We start from the raw sequence: 17,840 nt of genomic DNA on the forward strand, positions 1-17,840 counted from the left end.
AGATATTCACGGAGCGCTTGCTGTTATAGTCATACAGCGAGCGCCCGTGGTTCATGTGATTTTATTCTCCGTGCCGAACAGGTAAAAAGCCCGTCTTTCTGTCTGATATTTCCGGTAACCCCTTCGATAAAAACACTCTGGTTTACGAGAGGCAGGTTGTTGATGCTGGTGAATAGTGGGTGAGGTGAGGAGCTGTGATGGTGTTTGCTAACCACTTGTCCTGTTTGAAAATATCTCTAAAAAATAAAGGAGCTGCGCTATTAACGCAACTCCTCGAATTTGGTGGCCCCTGCTGGACTTGAACCAGCGACCAAGCGATTATGAGTCGCCTGCTCTAACCACTGAGCTAAGGGGCCGAATGGGCGATGATTATACGGTAATGTGCGGGGGGAGGTCTATAGCCTATCTGCCGGGTGGTGGTTTTATACTCAAGATAGCTTGTTGTTATTCTTATCAGAATTTACGATAGCTGTAGTCAACGGAAGTAGGGAAAGACATGATTACCGATATTCTGGCTATGAATCTTCAGGTTGTTTTCTGCGGCATCAACCCTGGGCTGTCGACGGCCCATCACGGTTACCACTTCGCGAATCCCAGTAATCGCTTCTGGAAAGTGATTTATCAGGCAGGCTTTACCGAGCGTTTGCTGACACCCGCGGAAGAACAGCATCTGCTGGATACCGGATGTGGCATCACCATGCTGGTGGAGCGCCCAACGGTTGAAGCCACCGAACTGGGGCGAGATGAGCTGCTGCAAGGCGGCAATGCGATTGTTGAGAAGATGACGCGCTATCAGCCGCGTGCGCTGGCGGTATTAGGGAAGCAGGCGTTCAGTCAGGCGTTTGGTATCAAGAAGGTTTCGTGGGGGCGTCAGGAGCTGCGTATTGGCGAGACGCAGGTTTGGGTACTGCCGAACCCTAGCGGGCTGAATCGTGCGACGCTGGAGTCACTGGTGGCGTCGTATCAGGAACTGTATCAGGTATTGCAGGATGGCGCATAAATCAGGGCTGGACGTTCTGACAGGCAAAAAATAACCCCGGCGGACCGGGGTTATTTTTCATGTAGTTATCTGAAGTGTGGATTAGCTGAGGAGTGAATTAATCATCCAGGAAGCTACGCAGCACTTCGGAACGGCTTGGGTGGCGCAGTTTACGCAGCGCTTTCGCTTCGATCTGACGAATACGTTCACGTGTAACGTCAAACTGTTTGCCCACTTCTTCCAGCGTATGGTCGGTGTTCATATCGATACCGAAACGCATGCGCAGGACTTTCGCTTCACGTGCGGTCAGGCCAGCCAGTACGTCGTGTGTCGCAGAACGCAGGCTTTCCGACGTGGCGGAATCCAGCGGCAGCTCCAGCGTCGTATCTTCGATGAAATCGCCCAAATGTGAATCTTCATCATCACCAATCGGGGTTTCCATTGAAATCGGCTCTTTCGCGATTTTCAGCACTTTACGGATTTTGTCTTCCGGCATCAGCATACGCTCAGCCAGCTCTTCCGGCGTCGGTTCGCGACCCATTTCCTGCAACATCTGACGAGAGATACGGTTCAGTTTGTTGATCGTCTCAATCATGTGTACCGGAATACGGATGGTACGCGCCTGATCGGCGATAGAACGGGTGATCGCCTGACGGATCCACCAGGTGGCATAGGTCGAGAATTTGTAACCACGGCGATATTCAAACTTATCTACCGCTTTCATCAGACCGATGTTGCCTTCCTGAATCAGGTCGAGGAACTGCAAACCACGGTTGGTGTATTTCTTCGCGATAGAAATAACCAGACGCAGGTTCGCTTCCACCATTTCTTTCTTAGCACGGCGAGCTTTCGCTTCACCAATCGACATACGGCGGTTGATGTCTTTAACTTGCTCGATCGTCAGACCGGTTTCTTCTTCGATCTGCTGCAGTTTTTGCAGGCTGCGGGTGACGTCTTCTTCAACATCATTCAGCTTTTCAGACCATGGCTTGCCCATTGCGACGGCTGCGGCAAACCAGGTGTTGTTGGTTTCATTGCCAGTGAACATCGTGACGAAGTTTTTCTTCGGCATTTTGCACTGTTCAACGCACAACTTAATGATCAAACGTTCCTGAGTACGTACGCGATCCATCATGGAACGCATGCTGTTAACCAGGAAATCAAACTGTTTCGGCACCAGACGGAACTGTTTGAAGACTTCAGACAGATTCAGGATTTCCTGTGCTGCCAGCGCATGGCTACGACCGTGGGCTTTGATAACCTGACGGGTCGTTTCATATTGCTCACGCAGCTCGGTGAATTTCTCACGCGCCAGCTCAGGATCGATGCTGTTATCGTCTTCTTCTTCCTCGTCGTCTTCTTCCTCGTCGTCATCGTCCATTTCTTCGGTCGAAAGCTCGGAGCCAACGTGAGTCGCGGTAGGGGCAATATCCTCTTCCGCATTAGGATCGACGAAACCAGTGATCAGATCGGACAGGCGGCTTTCGCCCGCTTCGACGCGGTCATACTGTTCCAGCAGGTAAGTAATGGCTTCAGGATACTCTGCAACAGAGCACTGAACCTGGTTGATACCGTCTTCAATACGCTTGGCGATATCGATCTCGCCCTCACGCGTCAACAGCTCAACGGTACCCATTTCACGCATGTACATGCGAACCGGATCGGTGGTGCGACCAATTTCCGATTCAACACTGGATAGAACCTGCGCAGCAGCCTCTGCCGCATCTTCATCGGCATCATTGGTGTTTTCGGCCAGCAACAGATCGTCTGCATCCGGTGCTTCTTCCATCACCTGGATGCCCATGTCGTTAATCATCTGGATGATATCTTCGATCTGATCCGAGTCGATGATATCTTCCGGCAGATGGTCATTGACCTCAGCATAGGTCAGGTAGCCTTGCTCCTTACCACGGGTGACAAGCAGCTTCAGCTGTGACTGCGGGTTTTGCTCCATAAGACGGTATCCACACTTCAGAGTATTTGGGTTGGTGTCGGTCAGCGTAGTTCGCTAACAATAGCATTAGGGGTATTTTTCTTATCGCCGCGGCCCCTGTAGCGGCTCTTTGCAGGGCTCAACCCTGCTATTTATCGGCAATTAAGCCTCTGTATCAGTGTTTTCTGGTCAACGCCAGTTGCAACGACCAAAGCTCTTTTTTTTCTTTGGCGTTGAGCCCATGCGTTCTGTCACGGGCAATCAATGTTTCTTGTCGCTGTTTCAGCAGCTGATCGTAGAGCTCTGCCAGACTGATTCTGAACTTCTCGTCGAGCTCTTCCTCTACGATCATATGGTTCCATGAAGCCATGGTTTCAAGCTGTTTGCGGTACTTGCTGTCGCGATATTTTTCCAACAGCAGACCCATGTTCATCCCAGGGCTGACATTGCAGGTTTTCACCAAGTCCTGAAACAGCGATAAACCAGCCACTTTGTCTTCTTCAATGCCTTCCAGCGCGAGGTCAGGCACCTCGGCCGCCAGTCTTGGGTTTTGTACTAAAAGTCCTATAAGTATACGCATAGTTGTGACTTTTAGTTGCGGCGGCTGGTAGGACTGAGCCTGCTCTGCCACTTTCGGGAGCAGTCTGTCCAACTGGCTGTCGTCCAAAATGCCTAGCTTGTTGCCGAGCTGCTGGCGCAAATACAGCCGCAGCGTTTCTCCCGGTACCTGGCCTATCAGCGGCAGTGCCAGCGTGCTGAGCTTGGTACGGCCATCGGGTGAACTCATGTCCACCTGCTGTTGCAGCGTTTCAAATAGAAACTGCGACAGCGGCAGGGCCTGTTCCATGCGCTGTTCAAAGGCGACTTTGCCTTCTTTACGCACCAGCGTGTCGGGATCTTCACCGTCCGGCAGGAACATAAAGCGTAGCTGACGACCATCGTTCAAATAGGGTAGCGCAGTTTCCAGCGCGCGCCATGCCGCTTCGCGTCCGGCACGGTCACCGTCGTAACAACACACCACCAGATCGGTGGCGCGAAATAGTAACTGAATGTGATCGGCGGTCGTGGACGTACCCAGCGATGCCACTGCATAGTCAATCCCAAACTGTGCCAGCGCCACCACATCCATATAGCCTTCAACAACCAAGAGTCGCTTGAGCTCAGCGTGGTTTTGCTGCGCTTCATACAGGCCGTACAACTGGCGACCTTTATGAAAAATTTCTGTTTCCGGCGAGTTAAGGTACTTTGGGGTACCGTCGCCTAATACGCGTCCGCCGAAGGCAATCACTCGCCCCCGTTTGTCGCGGATGGGGAACATTACACGCTCGCGGAAGCGGTCATACGTTCGGCCCTGATCGTTAGTCACCAGCATGCCAGCATCGTTCAATGTGCTGCGGTCATCATTATTGCGGCCAAAGCGCTTTAAAACGTTATCCCAGCCGGGCGGGGCGAAGCCAATTGCAAAATGACTGATCACTTCTGCGCTTAAACCGCGCTGTTGCAGGTACTGCAACGCTGGCGAACCGACTGATTGGCTTAGTGCTTGTTGATAGAACCCGCTGAGCTGTCCCATCAATTCGTACAGACTTTGCCGTTGGTGACGCTCTAACTGGGTTGGGCCTGTGCCGGTTTCATAAGGCACTTCGAGGCCGTATTGGGTGGCCAGTTCTTCAATGGTTTCAACGAATTCGAGACGATCGTAATTCATCAAAAAGTCTATGGCGTTGCCGTGTGCGCCACAGCCAAAACAGTGATAGAACTGTTTGTCACCGTTTACGGTGAATGAGGGGGTTTTTTCGTGATGGAACGGACAGCACGCATGGTAGTTTTTGCCCTGCTTTTTCAGTTTGACGCGCGCGTCAATGAGATCGACGATGTCGGTGCGAGCCAGCAGGTCATTAATAAATACGCGTGGGATTCGTCCAGCCATAAGCCCCTAGTGTATACCCTTCTGTAAGGTGGTTACATTGGATATAGCTTATAAACGACAACAAGCCGCGCTTCCTTTCGGAAAGCACGGCCTTACGTATGCAACTGCTAAGTCTGCGGATTAATCACGCGTTGGAGGGAAACCCTCCTGAAAATTAATACAGACGAGTGCGGCGTGCGTTTTCTCGAGCCAATTTCTTCGCGTGACGTTTCACTGCAGAAGCTTTAGCGCGCTTGCGTTCAGTCGTTGGTTTTTCATAAAACTCACGACGACGAACTTCAGCCAGAACGCCTGCTTTTTCACAGGAACGTTTGAAGCGACGTAGAGCTACGTCGAACGGCTCGTTTTCACGTACTTTAATTACCGGCATGTGCCTCTCACCTCAATAAATTCGGTTTGCCGCTGGCCTTGTGCCAGCCTTTTCAAAATGGTGCGGAATTCTACTGCAAACGTGACGCCTTTGTAAAGCATTGCGGTGATCATAAAACACCCAACCGCGGCCAGCGCAGAAATCAGGCCGCTTATGGTAGACTATCCGCAGTTTGAAGCAAGCGGCATTTAACGAATGCTTGTATCGTCATCAAAGTAGGAACAGCAATGCGCGTATTGGGTATCGAAACATCCTGTGATGAAACCGGAGTAGCTATTTATGACACGGAAGCTGGTTTGCTCGCCAATCAGCTATACAGTCAGGTCAAATTACATGCTGATTATGGCGGTGTTGTGCCTGAGCTCGCCTCACGCGATCACGTGCGTAAAACAGTTCCGTTGATTCAGGCGGCGCTGCGCGAAGCTGGGCTACAGGCTGACGATATCGATGGTGTGGCTTACACCGCTGGCCCAGGCTTGGTCGGCGCGCTATTGGTGGGTGCGACTGTCGGCAGGTCGTTGGCATTCGCATGGGGGGTACCGGCGATTCCTGTGCATCATATGGAAGGGCATTTGCTGGCGCCGATGCTGGAAGATAATCCACCTGCGTTTCCTTTCGTGGCGCTGCTGGTTTCTGGTGGTCATACGCAGCTCATCAGCGTGACGGGCATTGGTGAATATCGCCTGCTGGGCGAGTCGATTGATGATGCGGCGGGTGAAGCATTTGATAAAACGGCGAAATTACTGGGATTAGATTATCCCGGTGGCCCAATGCTGTCGAAAATGGCGCAGGCGGGGGATTCCCAGCGCTTTACGTTTCCACGCCCGATGACCGACCGGCCGGGGCTGGATTTCAGCTTTTCCGGGCTAAAAACGTTTGCTGCTAATACGATTCGTAGTAACGGTGATGACGACCAGACACGTGCCGACATCGCACGTGCGTTTGAAGATGCCGTTGTAGATACGCTGGCGATAAAATGTCGTCGTGCGCTGGATGAGACGGGTTTTAAACGACTGGTCATGGCGGGGGGAGTGAGTGCAAACCGGACGCTGCGCCAGCGCTTAGGTGAAGTGATGGCGAAACGCGGTGGTGAAGTGTTTTATGCACGCCCTGAATTCTGCACGGATAATGGTGCGATGATTGCCTACGCGGGCAGCGTACGTTTGGTTCATGGTGCAAGCCAGACGCTGGGCGTATCCGTTCGGCCACGTTGGCCGTTGGCTGAATTGCCTGCGGTGTGAGACTTCAAACTCAATAGTCGCTACGTGTAGCGGATCTACACGTAGCGGAAAACGTAGTAAAAAAACACGTAGCAAAGAACGAATTACAAAAACGGCAGCGGACGAGCGAATTACAGTTCTTGTTCGAATAGCACCAGAATAGCTTCGTAAAGCTGTTTGACGCTGAAGCCTCGTGCCGGGGTGGTAAAGATGGTGTCATCACCCGCGATGGTGCCGAGAATACCTTCTGACTTCCCAAGTGAGTCCAGCAGGCGAGCAATGAGCTGTGCAGCGCCAGGGCTGGTATGGATCACGACAACCGCGTCGTTGTAGTCCACGTCCAGCACAAGGTTCTTCAGCGGGCTGGACGTCGTTGGGACGCCAAGCTCGGCAGGGAGACAATACACCATCTCCATTTTGGCATTGCGTGTGCGCACGGCACCAAATTTCGTTAGCATGCGTGACACCTTGGATTGGTTGATGTTTTCAAATCCTTCGTCTTGCAATGCCTGAACAATTTCACTTTGAGAACTGAACTTCTCTTCCTTTAACAGCGCTTTGAACGCTTTAACGAGGTCTTCTTGTTTTGTCGAATTTCGCATTCTGCACCGGATTAATTGTTATGGTTAATCTTCCTATTATGCAGTTGTGTGAATTTTTATGCAATTAAATCGCGTATAATTCCAGTCCCTTTCACCAGATATGCGTTAGTCGCTGTTTTCAAAAAAAATCGACTCTCGGGTAGTCCGAAAAATGCGTCATGCGTCACATAAAAGTAAATCAAATGTTATCAGAATGATGTTGTTTGGACGCCATCGATCGGTGTAATGTAGCGCACAGGTTAATCGCACGTGAATGAACACTGCGTTATAGCTCAATAGCTTATTAACTTTACTTACCTTTCAAACGAATGGTTGTTTTTGATTTATTATTAGAGACATAGCGTATTTTTTGTCTCTCATGTCATTTGTAGAAAGATAAGTAGGTTGCTCGTATCCCCATTTTTATATTCTGTTTATAACCAAATGAATTCACGGCACTTTTTTATTTTATGATAATAAGGAGTTTAGGATGAAAGTTGCAGTTCTCGGAGCAGCAGGTGGTATCGGTCAGGCACTCGCACTCCTCCTCAAAACCCAGCTTCCTTCAGGTTCAGAACTATCCCTTTACGATATCGCCCCAGTAACCCCGGGTGTTGCCGTCGATCTGAGCCATATTCCTACAGCAGTGAAGATCAAAGGCTATAGCGGTGAAGATGCTAAACCGGCGCTTGCTGGTGCAGATATCGTGCTGATCTCCGCGGGTGTGGCACGTAAACCTGGTATGGATCGTTCCGATCTGTTCAACGTCAATGCTGGCATTGTGCGTAATCTGGTTGAGCAAATTGCGGTTACTTGCCCGAAAGCCTGTATCGGTATCATCACTAACCCAGTGAACACGACTGTTGCGATTGCGGCAGAAGTGCTGAAAAAAGCTGGCGTATATGACAAAAACAAACTGTTCGGCGTCACCACGCTGGATATCATCCGTTCCAACACGTTCGTTGCTGAGCTGAAAGGCAAACAACCGCAAGATATTAATGTGCCTGTTATCGGCGGACACTCTGGTGTGACGATTCTGCCTCTGCTGTCTCAGGTTCCTGGTATCAGCTTCAGCGAGCAGGAAGTGGCCGATCTGACCAAGCGTATCCAGAATGCGGGTACCGAGGTTGTTGAAGCCAAAGCCGGTGGCGGATCGGCAACGCTGTCTATGGGTCAGGCAGCTGCGCGTTTTGGCCTGTCTCTGGTTCGTGCGCTGCAAGGCGAAAGCGGTGTGGTGGAATGTGCATACGTTGAAAGTGATGGCAAACATGCTCGCTTCTTCGCTCAACCGATTCTGTTAGGCAAAGATGGCGTCGCCGAGCGTAAAGACATCGGCACATTAAGCGCTTTTGAGCAAAACGCGCTTAACAGCATGCTGGATACGCTGAAGCAGGATATTGAGCTGGGCGAGACGTTCATCAAGAATTAATCATTGAGATTCTTGTAATACGTGGCGTTGAATAAAAAGCCGGAGATTGATATCTCCGGCTTTTCTTTTTTTAATCGGGACGGATGAGTTTTTTTCTGTCGATAAGCTCATTGGTTTCCGGATTGTAGTACCGGCTGGGCCAAATCTCTGAAGGGTGAATACCCAGCGCATCGGCAATAAGCCATTCCCCCTTGGGCCAAGGGCGTGAGAGCGCATTAGCTAACGTCGATGAGCTTAATCCGGCCGCTCGCGATACCGCCGCCAGCGTTGTGTTTTTCTTGCGCAGTGCAGCAATGATATCAGCGGGATGCCAGTCTTGTTTCCTTAAAATCATAATCCTTCCCTTATTTGCTATAAGACGACTGTCGATTAGTGGTATAAATAACGGATGTTAGTTATATGCCGAACTAACATGACATTATTATTTGGAAATAATATAGCATTAATTTTCCTTAAAATTCTCAATTAATTTCCAAATGAGCGCGTTTTTGTTAGGGATGGCACTATCAGGATGAAAGGCAATGAAAAAAGAGTGGTTTGCTACCAGCGATTTGGTTGGAGTCGGCGGCCTTCCGAAATCAAGACAAGGATTAAATAAGCGCGCCCGCGAGGATGGATGGGAGAAGCGTCGCCGTAAAGGCGTCCAGGGAAGAGGAGTGGAGTACTCAATTCACAGCTTGCCGGATACGGTAAAGAAATCCCTATTACTCGAAATCGAGCCTTCCGCCTACTCGGCGAAACAGCCTGCGGCACTGGCCGTATGGATGCAGATTTACCAGCAACTATCTGAAAAAGAAAGAGATGAACTAATCGCTTATATTCTGCGAGTCGGGGTATCCTCCACGCTGAGCCAGTTGGGGATTACGCCGTCGGATGAGGAGCCTGTCTCATCAATGGAAATTGACTGATTCGCTACTGGCGATCTTTTCGAACGTTAATCTCAGTGACGAAAAGGAACCTTTATTTTCTGTCGCTTTGTAGCACTTTTTCTGGCCGCGGTGCCTGGTCATCGCGCTAGATTTCATCATTTCTTCTATTACTTAGGTGTGTCGGTAACGCGTAAAAGTTAGCGGTTTAGGTAATTATAGTCTATTATATGGAAACTTTTGGGCGAGTTGACGTAATGCCTGTTCAAAACAAACAAGGGAGTGACGAGTATGGACAAAGAATGGTTTGCAACAAGTGAGCTGGTTGGCGTGGGTGGATTGCCTAAGTCGCCGCAGGGGTTGAACAAGCGGGCGCGAGACGATGGTTGGGAAAAGCGCAGGCGGAAAGGGGTTCAAGGGCGAGGCGTCGAATACTCTATTCGCAGTTTGCCGAATGAGGTCAGGAATTCTCTGTTAGTGAAAGAGAATCCGCCAACCGAATATTATCGTATCGATAATGAGCCGACCCTGCTGTCATCGTGGGTGCACATTTTCCATCAACTTTCCGTTGATGAACGAACCCGGCTGATTAATTTCATCTTGCGTGAAGGGACAATAGCGATGCTGTCTCGGCTGGATGATGTCGCCATCGACCAGACTGCCTAGTCTGGCGAACGAGTAGCGCTGCAAGGCAGCGCTACTTATGAATCAACGATCTTATCTGATAAGAACCTTACACTACGTTAGAAATCACGCTGTACGGCTAAGTGGGCGAGGCCTTCGAGCGCCATACGGTGCGGCGTTTCCGGCAGCAACTGTAGTGCGCTAATTGCCTTATCTGCCTCTTCTTCGGCACGCTGACGCGTATAATCAAGCGAACCACATTGCTGCATAGCGGCAAGAACCGGTTCCAGCAGATGACGCCCGTTTCCTTCTTCAATCGCCTTGCGAATCAGCGAACTCTGTTCTGCATTTCCATTACGCATCGCGTGCAGTAACGGCAGCGTTGGCTTGCCTTCATTGAGGTCATCGCCCGTATTTTTACCCAGCGTTTTGCCGTCTGCGCTGTAGTCGAGCAGGTCATCAATTAATTGGAAGGCAGTGCCCAGGTAGCGGCCATAGTCCTGAAGCGCCTTTTCTTGCTCTGGCGTCGCGCCGGCAAGTATGGATGAAGATTGCGCTGCGGCTTCAAATAAACGCGCCGTTTTGCTGTAAATGACGCGCATATAGCTTTCTTCAGTGATATCCGGGTCGTTGCAGTTCATTAGCTGCAAGACTTCACCTTCAGCAATTACGTTTACTGCTTCTGACATCAGCGCCAGCACGCGTAACGATTCGAGGCTGGTCATCATCTGGAAGGCGCGGGTATAGATGAAATCCCCAACCAACACGCTCGCTGCGTTGCCAAAGGCGGCATTTGCTGTCGCTTTACCCCGGCGCATGTCGGACTCGTCTACCACATCATCATGCAGCAGCGTTGCGGTATGGATAAATTCGATCAGTGCTGCGACAGTGACATGCTTATCACCGTTATAGTCGAGGGCTCTGGCGGCAAGTACAGCAATCATCGGGCGTATACGTTTTCCACCACCGCTGATGATGTAATGTCCAAGCTGGTTTATCAAAACGACGTCGGAATTCAGCTGTTCAAGAATGACGTTATTAACAGCCGCCATATCCTGCGCAGTTAATGTTGTAATTTGTTCTAGATTCATGGTTTGTGCCAACGTATGTCTTCAACACTGCCGTAAGATTGCTGCTGCATATCGGCAAGACGGAACTTATTGCGCCGATTGTACTTGAAAAATGAGAGAGATAAACGGCAGTTGATACGTTGTATTCTTTTTCTTCACATCCGTTGATTATGCACTTGTCATCCTCAGTATTTTTGCGTAGAATTCGCGCCCTATTATGAATATTTATAGCGCGCTCTGAAACCTATTAACGGGTGCGCGGAAAGCGGAGTTTTATATGTACGCAGTTTTCCAAAGTGGTGGTAAACAACACCGAGTAAGCGAAGGTCAAACCGTTCGCTTGGAAAAGCTGGACATCGCAACTGGTGAAGCCGTTGAGTTTGACCAAGTTCTGATGGTTGCCAATGGTGAAGAAATCAAAATCGGCGTTCCTTTTGTCGATGGCGGTAAAATCAAAGCTGAAGTTGTTGCTCATGGTCGTGGCGAAAAGGTGAAGATCGTTAAGTTCCGTCGCCGTAAACACTACCGTAAGCAAGCAGGCCATCGTCAGTGGTTCACTGACGTGAAAATTACCGGCATCAGCGCTTAAGATTAGGAGAGCGGATTAAATGGCACACAAGAAAGCTGGCGGTTCAACCCGTAACGGTCGTGACTCTAACGCACAACGTCTGGGCGTAAAACGTTTTGGCGGCGAAAGTGTACTGGCTGGTAACATCATCGTTCGTCAACGTGGTACTAAATTCCACGCAGGAACTAACGTTGGCTGCGGGAAAGACCATACTCTGTTTGCTTTGACTGATGGTAAAGTTCAGTTTGAAGTTAAAGGCCCGAAAAACCGTAAATTTATCAGCATCGTTGCTGAATAATTTTTCGCGTTAGGTCTTACGGATTTAAGCCCCGCAATTCTTTGCGGGGCTTTTTACATTCTGATTCTGAGTAAACCATCTGGATAAGTATGAATACTAAACAACAGACGGGCATCGGTCTTTGTCTGGCGCTGACTACGGCTGTTTGCTGGGGGGCGTTACCGATAGCCATGAAACAGGTTCTGGTGGTGATGGAACCTTATACGATTGTTTGGTATCGCTTTTTTATCGCTTCGATTGGACTCGGCATTATTCTGTCATCCCGTAAGATGTTGCCGCCAATGCGGGTTTTCCGGCATCGGCGTTGGTGGGTTCTGCTACTGATTGCAACGGCTGGACTACTGGGTAACTTTGTTTTCTTTAGCTCATCTCTGCAATATCTGAGCCCGACGGCGTCTCAGGTTATCGGGCAGCTTTCCCCCGTAGGCATGATGTTCGCCAGCGTACTTATCCTAAAGGAAAAGATGCGCGGTACGCAGGTTATCGGCGCGATCATGCTGATCTGTGGTCTGATCCTGTTCTTTAATACCAGCCTGATTGAGATTTTTACCCGACTGACGGACTACACGTTGGGCGTATTGCTGGGTGTTTGCGCCTCGGCGGTATGGGTATCCTATGGTGTAGCGCAGAAAGTTCTATTGCGACGTCTGACATCACAGCAGATTCTGTTTTTGTTATATGTGCTGTGCGTCGTCTTTATCACGCCTTTTGCCAAGCTTGAGGTTATTTTCCAACTGAGCAACTGGCAGCTTATTTGCCTGCTATTCTGCGGTGCGAATACGTTGATTGGCTATGGTGCGCTGGCTGAGGCAATGGCTCGCTGGCAGGCGTCGCAGGTTAGTGCGGTCATTACGCTGACGCCGTTGTTTACGCTGCTGTTTTCCGATCTGCTGGCGTTAGGGTGGCCGACTTTCTTTGCTGCGCCCGTACTGAATTGGGTTGGCTATGTCGGTGCGTTTGTGGTTGTTGCTGGCGCCATGTTTTCCGCTATTGGACATCGTTTCCTTCCTGGAAAGAAAGAGCCTGTGCTGCCATTGGTAGCGAAAAAGTAGCTTAAGAGAACGCGTATTGCAGCGGTCACTGCCATTTTTTGACAGCCAGCATGTGTTGTTTATTTTTAATACAGATGAAATTATTGGAGCAGGCAGGTACAATCCGCTCCTTTGCTGGAATGCGTTCTGGTGCGTCGGTTTTTTAATGGTGAGTAGACACACGCTACATGCCATAAAATCAAAAAGTTACGCCAAGAAGAACCAATAACAAGCCTAAAACACGTAGATATTCTCTATTGGTTTTTTGCGGAGAGAATCAATGAAGTTTGTAGATGAAGCCACAATTCTCGTTGTGGCAGGCGATGGCGGTAACGGTTGTGTCAGCTTTCGCCGTGAAAAATATATTCCCAACGGTGGTCCGGACGGTGGTGACGGCGGCGATGGCGGTGACGTTTATCTGCTGGCAGACGAAAACCTGAACACGCTGATTGACTACCGTTTTGAGAAATCCTTCCGCGCTGAGCGTGGACAAAACGGGCAAAGTCGTGACTGTACGGGTAAACGCGGCAAAGACATTACGATTAAAGTTCCTGTTGGTACCCGTGTTCTGGATCAGGGAACTGGCGAAGTGCTAGGTGATATGACGCGTCATCAGCAGAGTCTGATGGTGGCGAAAGGCGGCTGGCATGGTTTAGGTAACACGCGTTTTAAATCGTCTGTCAACCGTGCCCCTCGTCAGAAGACCAGCGGTACGAAAGGCGAAGAACGTGAATTGACGCTGGAACTGCTGTTGCTGGCTGACGTGGGCATGCTTGGCCTGCCTAACGCAGGTAAATCGACCTTTATCCGCGCGGTATCTGCAGCGAAGCCGAAAGTGGCTGATTATCCGTTTACTACGCTGGTGCCGAGCCTTGGTGTTGTCCGTATGGATAGCGAACAGAGCTTTGTTGTGGCGGATATCCCAGGTTTGATTGAAGGTGCATCCGAAGGCGCTGGGTTAGGGATTCGCTTCCTGAAACACCTTGAACGCTGCCGTGTACTGTTGCATCTGGTTGATTTAGCACCGATTGATGAGTCAGAACCGATTGAAAATGCCAAAATCATTATCAATGAGCTAGAGCAGTATGGCGCAGGTTTGGCAGAAAAACCGCGTTGGTTGGTTTTCAACAAGGTTGATTTGATCGATAAGGCTGAAGCGGAAAAACGTGCCAAAGAGATTGCGGCTGCGCTTGGCTGGGATGATAAGTATTATCTGATTTCTGCAGCGAACCGTGAAGGCGTCAACCCACTTTGCTGGGACGTGATGAACTTCCTGAAAGCCAATCCGAAAGTGACGGCGATTGCCGAAAGCGCACCGGAAAAAGTGGAGTTCATGTGGGATGATTATCACCGCGAACAGCTGGCTGAAATAGAAAAAGAAGCTGAAGAAGAGTGGGATGATGACTGGGACGATGAAGATGATGAAGGTGTTGAAATCATCTATCAAAAATAATTCGTTCTTCTGCTAGTCAGCTCTCGCCAACGCGGCCTTACCTTCAAAGTAAGGCCGCGTTGTTGTTTTAATTGCTCTGATAAATATCTTTGTAGAGACGGCTTTCAAATCTCACCAGAGGGACGCGACGGGCGCGCTGGTCTTCTGGCGGCACGGCATAGCCGGATAGGAACTGGACGAATGCCATACGCTGGCCGCTTGCGGTAGTAATGAAGCCTGCCAGATTGTATACGCCCTGCAGTGCCCCGGTTTTAGCCGAAACCTTGCCATCAACGCCAGCTTCATGCAGGCCGCCACGATAACGCAGCGTGCCGTCATAGCCGGAAAGCGGAAGCATCGTGATGTAATTCAGTTCATTATCGTGCTGTGCGATGTACTGCAAGACCTGCATCATCGTTTCTGGTGAAATCAGGTTGTGTCGTGACAGGCCTGAACCATCGACAACAATGCTGTTTCCTAAATCTACACCCGCTTTCTGACGCAGGATTTGTCGCACGGCATCAGCGCCAGCGCGCCACGTTCCCGGCACGCTAAAACGCTCATGTCCAATGGTACGAAAAACCGTATCGGCTATCATATTGTCTGATTTTTTCAGCATGATAGTGAGCAGGTCGTGCATCGGAGGCGATTGTGTTTGAGCCAGTACGCTTCCTGCCGGACCTGGCTGTGTCTGGCGACGAAGGCTGCCTTTAATACGGATATCTGCCTGCTGTAGCTCATCTTTAACGATAGCGCCGGCATAGCTGGCTCCATCCTGAATCGCGAACGCCAGCGGAAGCGGTTCTGTGCGCTGGGTTAGACAGCCCGTAAGCGTAAAGCGATTCAATTCCCCAGGAACCACATCCAGCTCGCAGTATTGGGCATCGGCGGAGCCTTTAGCCAGCGTGCGTACCTCGCTGAACATTTGCACCGGATAATAGGATGCAACGCGGATAAACGCATTATCACCCGCCTTAGGCGCACTGTAGAGTGAGACGGAGAAGCAGTTGCGATCGACAATTGCGGCACCCGGCGGGGCGCTGAAGCATTGTGTCATGTCGTTCCAGGGCCAGCCCGGCGCTTTATCGTGGCTGGCGAACACTGAGGTGTCGATCAGTACATCCCCCGCGATTTCCTGTATCCCGCGCTTTCTTAATTCCTGCACCATATTCCGTATTTGCTGGCGCTTAAGCGTAGGATCGCCGCTAAACCGTACGATGAGGTTACCGTTCAGAATACCGCTGGTGACAGGCCCGTGGCTTTCCATCGTGGTGATGAATCGATAATCTGGACCTAATTGCAGTAATGCTGCTAATGCGGTTATCACCTTTTGCGTACTGGCCGGAAGCGCCATTTGCTGGCTATTGAAGGCCATACTGGGTGTTGTTGCGCCAACTTTTTGTACCAATAGCGCCAAATTGGCACCATCTGGTAAATATTGGCGATGATCCTCAACAGAAGCTGCATTGGCATGCAGAACAAAAGCGCAGGCAAGTCCGGTAACAATCGATGAAAAACGCATAATCTCAGCTAATAACGGGGTAACGTGTGGTCATACTACGGCGCAACAAGGGCTAAAGTAAACGATGACCCTCATTGAACTCTGGGGTAAAATACGTATCAAAATGCAAAACCGCTGCTAGCCTGGAAATTTTGTTCCGGGGCTGGTTGCTTTTGTTTTATGTCCAGTGAGGACTTGCACGTTGCAGAGACTCCGTCGCCTTTGATTTTTAGCGCGTCAGGATGACGATTATTTGAGTCTTACGGACTTTTTTAGAGGTATAGACAATATGAAACAATTTCCGATGACATTGCGTGGCGCTGAAAAATTGCGCGAAGAGCTTGACCACCTGAAATCTGTGCGTCGACCTGAAATTATTGCGGCGATTGCCGAAGCGCGTGAGCACGGCGATCTGAAAGAGAATGCAGAATATCATGCCGCACGCGAGCAGCAGGGCTTCTGTGAAGGGCGTATTCAAGACATTGAAGCTAAATTATCTAACGCACAGGTTATCGATGTTACGAAGATGACTGCGAACGGGCGTGTTATTTTTGGTTCGACCGTGACGGTGATGAATCTGGATAACGAGGAAGAGCAAACTTATCGGATTGTTGGCGATGACGAAGCGGATTTTAAACAGAATCTGATCTCTGTAAATTCCCCCATCGCGCGTGGTCTGATCGGCAAAGAGCAAGATGACGTCGTGGTTATCCGTACGCCAGGCGGCGACGTGGAATATGAGATCCTGAAGGTCGAATATCTGTAAACTTTGCCGTATTGTTGATTAAAACAGCAAAAATTGTAAAGAAAAGAAAAAGGCCGCTTGCGGCCTTTTCTCTAACCGAGAGGCATGGCACCTTTCCGTTAAAACCGAGTATCCTGAAATAAAAAGTGTTATCGTGGTAACACAATTTTACGTTCTTTCGCAGGACGGTAGAGCACCAGCGTATGGCCGATGACCTGGACGTTAGCGGCACCCGTTTCACGAACAATCGCTTCAACAATCAAGGCTTTGGTTTCGCGGTCTTCTGTCGCTACTTTTATCTTGATCAGTTCGTGATGCGCTAATGCTTGTTCGATCTCAGCCAGAACACCTTCGGTGAGACCGTTATTGCCCAGCATGACAACCGGTTTTAGCGGATGTGCCAAGCCTTTCAGGTGTTGTTTTTGTTTATTACTTAGGTTCATTGTCTTTTTTACTTAGGTTGGGATTGAAAACGGTTCATTCTACCGCCATCTCATGATTATAACCAATTTGACTGTTCTGATTGGTAATATGTGAGAAGTTTCTCCCCACCACGAGCGTGTTACTGAGAATAGTTGGAAAATCGATGGCGAATAAAAAGCGTTCTGCAAGCTCCAGTCGCTGGTTGCAGGAACACTTTAGCGATAAATATGTGCAGCAAGCCCAGAAAAAAGGGCTGCGCTCACGTGCTTGGTTTAAACTTGACGAAATACAGCAAGGCGACAAACTGTTTAAACCCGGTATGACAGTTGTGGATTTAGGCGCAGCGCCGGGCGGCTGGTCACAATATGTGGTCACGCAAATTGGTGGAAATGGTCGAATTATCGCGTGTGATATTTTACCGATGGATCCGATTGTCGGCGTCGATTTCCTGCAAGGGGACTTTCGTGATGAACTGGTCCTCAAAGCCTTGCTCGAAAGGGTTGGCGATAGCAAAGTTCAGGTGGTGATGTCTGACATGGCCCCTAACATGAGTGGTACACCAGCCGTTGATATTCCGAAGTCGATGTATCTGGTTGAATTAGCACTTGGTATGTGTCGGGATGTATTAGCACCAGGCGGAAGTTTCCTGGTGAAAGTGTTTCAGGGAGAAGGTTTTGATGAATACCTGCGGGAAATTCGCTCCCTGTTTACGAAGGTGAAAATTCGTAAACCAGACGCCTCACGTGCCCGGTCTCGTGAAGTGTATATTGTAGCGACAGGGCGCAAACTGTAGTACCCTAACGCTGTTTTTTAACACAGTTGTAATATGAGGTTAATCCC

19 protein-coding genes and 1 tRNA gene are annotated in these 17,840 nt (G+C 49.8%); 11 read left to right on the forward strand and 9 right to left on the reverse strand.

Annotated features, from left to right (window positions below; all coding sequences use genetic code 11):
* Window positions 1–280: 280 nt before the first annotated feature.
* Window positions 281–356: transfer RNA gene (locus BUB06_RS05970), tRNA-Ile, on the reverse strand.
* 140 nt (window positions 357–496) lie between these two features.
* Between BUB06_RS05970 and mug the strand changes: the two genes are divergently transcribed.
* Window positions 497–1,000, forward strand: a complete 504-nt coding sequence (mug, locus tag BUB06_RS05975; protein WP_039470681.1) for a G/U mismatch-specific DNA glycosylase — start codon at window positions 497–499, stop codon at window positions 998–1,000.
* Between the two features lie 97 nt (window positions 1,001–1,097).
* On the opposite strand, the gene rpoD is transcribed toward mug, so the two are convergent.
* From rpoD to rpsU, 3 genes are all read right to left on the reverse strand, one after another.
* On the reverse strand, window positions 1,098–2,933 hold the full coding sequence (gene rpoD / locus BUB06_RS05980; RefSeq protein ID WP_010308321.1) for an RNA polymerase sigma factor RpoD: 1,836 nt from the start codon (window positions 2,931–2,933) through the stop codon (window positions 1,098–1,100).
* 154 nt (window positions 2,934–3,087) lie between these two features.
* Window positions 3,088–4,842: a DNA primase gene (dnaG, locus tag BUB06_RS05985; RefSeq protein WP_039470682.1), complete on the reverse strand. Its 1,755-nt coding sequence runs from the start codon at window positions 4,840–4,842 to the stop codon at window positions 3,088–3,090.
* A 154-nt stretch (window positions 4,843–4,996) separates the two neighbouring features.
* Complete coding sequence (gene rpsU / locus BUB06_RS05990) at window positions 4,997–5,212, reverse strand: 30S ribosomal protein S21 (RefSeq protein ID WP_001144069.1); 216 nt, start codon at window positions 5,210–5,212, stop codon at window positions 4,997–4,999.
* Window positions 5,213–5,439: 227 nt separating this feature from the next.
* Here rpsU and tsaD point away from each other — a divergent pair, with 227 nt between their 5' ends.
* Window positions 5,440–6,453: a tRNA (adenosine(37)-N6)-threonylcarbamoyltransferase complex transferase subunit TsaD gene (tsaD, locus tag BUB06_RS05995; RefSeq protein WP_010308328.1), complete on the forward strand. Its 1,014-nt coding sequence runs from the start codon at window positions 5,440–5,442 to the stop codon at window positions 6,451–6,453.
* Between the two features lie 110 nt (window positions 6,454–6,563).
* Here the strand turns inward: tsaD and argR are convergent, their stop codons facing one another.
* Window positions 6,564–7,034, reverse strand: a complete 471-nt coding sequence (gene argR, locus BUB06_RS06000; protein WP_010283010.1) for a transcriptional regulator ArgR — start codon at window positions 7,032–7,034, stop codon at window positions 6,564–6,566.
* A 469-nt stretch (window positions 7,035–7,503) separates the two neighbouring features.
* Here argR and mdh point away from each other — a divergent pair, with 469 nt between their 5' ends.
* Entirely contained in the window at window positions 7,504–8,442 is a 939-nt protein-coding gene (gene mdh, locus BUB06_RS06005; protein WP_010308332.1) for a malate dehydrogenase, read from the forward strand.
* A gap of 70 nt (window positions 8,443–8,512) precedes the next feature.
* On the opposite strand, the gene BUB06_RS06010 is transcribed toward mdh, so the two are convergent.
* On the reverse strand, window positions 8,513–8,776 hold the full coding sequence (locus BUB06_RS06010; RefSeq protein ID WP_039470687.1) for a helix-turn-helix domain-containing protein: 264 nt from the start codon (window positions 8,774–8,776) through the stop codon (window positions 8,513–8,515).
* A gap of 187 nt (window positions 8,777–8,963) precedes the next feature.
* On the opposite strand from BUB06_RS06010, the gene BUB06_RS06015 reads away from it, so the two are divergent.
* Window positions 8,964–9,350 carry a DNA-binding protein gene (locus tag BUB06_RS06015; protein WP_010302536.1) on the forward strand — a complete coding sequence of 129 codons (387 nt, stop codon included), beginning with the start codon at window positions 8,964–8,966 and terminating at the stop codon, window positions 9,348–9,350.
* A gap of 249 nt (window positions 9,351–9,599) precedes the next feature.
* Window positions 9,600–9,974 (forward strand): DNA-binding protein, encoded by a 375-nt coding sequence (locus tag BUB06_RS06020; protein WP_010302539.1) that lies wholly within the window; start codon window positions 9,600–9,602, stop codon window positions 9,972–9,974.
* Window positions 9,975–10,051: 77 nt separating this feature from the next.
* Here the strand turns inward: BUB06_RS06020 and ispB are convergent, their stop codons facing one another.
* The gene (gene ispB, locus BUB06_RS06025; protein WP_039470689.1) at window positions 10,052–11,023 is read right to left on the reverse strand and encodes an octaprenyl diphosphate synthase; all 972 of its coding nucleotides are present in this window, start codon (window positions 11,021–11,023) and stop codon (window positions 10,052–10,054) included.
* A 256-nt stretch (window positions 11,024–11,279) separates the two neighbouring features.
* Here ispB and rplU point away from each other — a divergent pair, with 256 nt between their 5' ends.
* From rplU to cgtA, 4 genes are all read left to right on the forward strand, one after another.
* On the forward strand, window positions 11,280–11,591 hold the full coding sequence (rplU, locus tag BUB06_RS06030) for a 50S ribosomal protein L21 (RefSeq protein ID WP_010283026.1): 312 nt from the start codon (window positions 11,280–11,282) through the stop codon (window positions 11,589–11,591).
* Between the two features lie 19 nt (window positions 11,592–11,610).
* Entirely contained in the window at window positions 11,611–11,868 is a 258-nt protein-coding gene (rpmA, locus tag BUB06_RS06035) for a 50S ribosomal protein L27 (RefSeq protein WP_005971498.1), read from the forward strand.
* 89 nt (window positions 11,869–11,957) lie between these two features.
* Window positions 11,958–12,920 carry a DMT family transporter gene (locus tag BUB06_RS06040; protein ID WP_039470691.1) on the forward strand — a complete coding sequence of 321 codons (963 nt, stop codon included), beginning with the start codon at window positions 11,958–11,960 and terminating at the stop codon, window positions 12,918–12,920.
* Between the two features lie 259 nt (window positions 12,921–13,179).
* The gene (gene cgtA / locus BUB06_RS06045) at window positions 13,180–14,352 is read left to right on the forward strand and encodes an Obg family GTPase CgtA (RefSeq protein WP_039470693.1); all 1,173 of its coding nucleotides are present in this window, start codon (window positions 13,180–13,182) and stop codon (window positions 14,350–14,352) included.
* Window positions 14,353–14,419: 67 nt separating this feature from the next.
* On the opposite strand, the gene dacB is transcribed toward cgtA, so the two are convergent.
* On the reverse strand, window positions 14,420–15,853 hold the full coding sequence (gene dacB, locus BUB06_RS06050; protein WP_039470695.1) for a serine-type D-Ala-D-Ala carboxypeptidase: 1,434 nt from the start codon (window positions 15,851–15,853) through the stop codon (window positions 14,420–14,422).
* Window positions 15,854–16,121: 268 nt separating this feature from the next.
* On the opposite strand from dacB, the gene greA reads away from it, so the two are divergent.
* Window positions 16,122–16,598 carry a transcription elongation factor GreA gene (gene greA / locus BUB06_RS06055; protein WP_039355275.1) on the forward strand — a complete coding sequence of 159 codons (477 nt, stop codon included), beginning with the start codon at window positions 16,122–16,124 and terminating at the stop codon, window positions 16,596–16,598.
* A 128-nt stretch (window positions 16,599–16,726) separates the two neighbouring features.
* Here the strand turns inward: greA and yhbY are convergent, their stop codons facing one another.
* Window positions 16,727–17,020, reverse strand: coding sequence for a ribosome assembly RNA-binding protein YhbY (yhbY, locus tag BUB06_RS06060; RefSeq protein WP_010283039.1), 294 nt, complete (start codon window positions 17,018–17,020; stop codon window positions 16,727–16,729).
* Between the two features lie 143 nt (window positions 17,021–17,163).
* On the opposite strand from yhbY, the gene rlmE reads away from it, so the two are divergent.
* On the forward strand, window positions 17,164–17,793 hold the full coding sequence (rlmE, locus tag BUB06_RS06065) for a 23S rRNA (uridine(2552)-2'-O)-methyltransferase RlmE (RefSeq protein WP_005971510.1): 630 nt from the start codon (window positions 17,164–17,166) through the stop codon (window positions 17,791–17,793).
* Window positions 17,794–17,840: the final 47 nt, after the last annotated feature.

Origin of the sequence: Pectobacterium carotovorum, assembly GCF_900129615.1 — a bacterium.
In the GTDB taxonomy this organism is placed as follows: Bacteria; Pseudomonadota; Gammaproteobacteria; order Enterobacterales; family Enterobacteriaceae; genus Pectobacterium; species Pectobacterium carotovorum.

Coding starts and splice junctions, on each gene's coding strand:
- mug (WP_039470681.1), top strand. CDS start 497: ATGATTACCGATATTCTGGCTATGAATCTTCAGGTTGTTTTCTGCGGC.
- mdh (WP_010308332.1), top strand. CDS start 7,504: ATGAAAGTTGCAGTTCTCGGAGCAGCAGGTGGTATCGGTCAGGCACTC.
- BUB06_RS06040 (WP_039470691.1), top strand. CDS start 11,958: ATGAATACTAAACAACAGACGGGCATCGGTCTTTGTCTGGCGCTGACT.
- argR (WP_010283010.1), bottom strand. CDS start 7,034: ATGCGAAATTCGACAAAACAAGAAGACCTCGTTAAAGCGTTCAAAGCG.
- greA (WP_039355275.1), top strand. CDS start 16,122: ATGAAACAATTTCCGATGACATTGCGTGGCGCTGAAAAATTGCGCGAA.
- rpmA (WP_005971498.1), top strand. CDS start 11,611: ATGGCACACAAGAAAGCTGGCGGTTCAACCCGTAACGGTCGTGACTCT.
- yhbY (WP_010283039.1), bottom strand. CDS start 17,020: ATGAACCTAAGTAATAAACAAAAACAACACCTGAAAGGCTTGGCACAT.
- tsaD (WP_010308328.1), top strand. CDS start 5,440: ATGCGCGTATTGGGTATCGAAACATCCTGTGATGAAACCGGAGTAGCT.
- BUB06_RS06020 (WP_010302539.1), top strand. CDS start 9,600: ATGGACAAAGAATGGTTTGCAACAAGTGAGCTGGTTGGCGTGGGTGGA.
- dnaG (WP_039470682.1), bottom strand. CDS start 4,842: ATGGCTGGACGAATCCCACGCGTATTTATTAATGACCTGCTGGCTCGC.
- rplU (WP_010283026.1), top strand. CDS start 11,280: ATGTACGCAGTTTTCCAAAGTGGTGGTAAACAACACCGAGTAAGCGAA.
- rpoD (WP_010308321.1), bottom strand. CDS start 2,933: ATGGAGCAAAACCCGCAGTCACAGCTGAAGCTGCTTGTCACCCGTGGT.
- BUB06_RS06015 (WP_010302536.1), top strand. CDS start 8,964: ATGAAAAAAGAGTGGTTTGCTACCAGCGATTTGGTTGGAGTCGGCGGC.
- BUB06_RS06010 (WP_039470687.1), bottom strand. CDS start 8,776: ATGATTTTAAGGAAACAAGACTGGCATCCCGCTGATATCATTGCTGCA.
- ispB (WP_039470689.1), bottom strand. CDS start 11,023: ATGAATCTAGAACAAATTACAACATTAACTGCGCAGGATATGGCGGCT.
- cgtA (WP_039470693.1), top strand. CDS start 13,180: ATGAAGTTTGTAGATGAAGCCACAATTCTCGTTGTGGCAGGCGATGGC.
- rlmE (WP_005971510.1), top strand. CDS start 17,164: ATGGCGAATAAAAAGCGTTCTGCAAGCTCCAGTCGCTGGTTGCAGGAA.
- rpsU (WP_001144069.1), bottom strand. CDS start 5,212: ATGCCGGTAATTAAAGTACGTGAAAACGAGCCGTTCGACGTAGCTCTA.
- dacB (WP_039470695.1), bottom strand. CDS start 15,853: ATGCGTTTTTCATCGATTGTTACCGGACTTGCCTGCGCTTTTGTTCTG.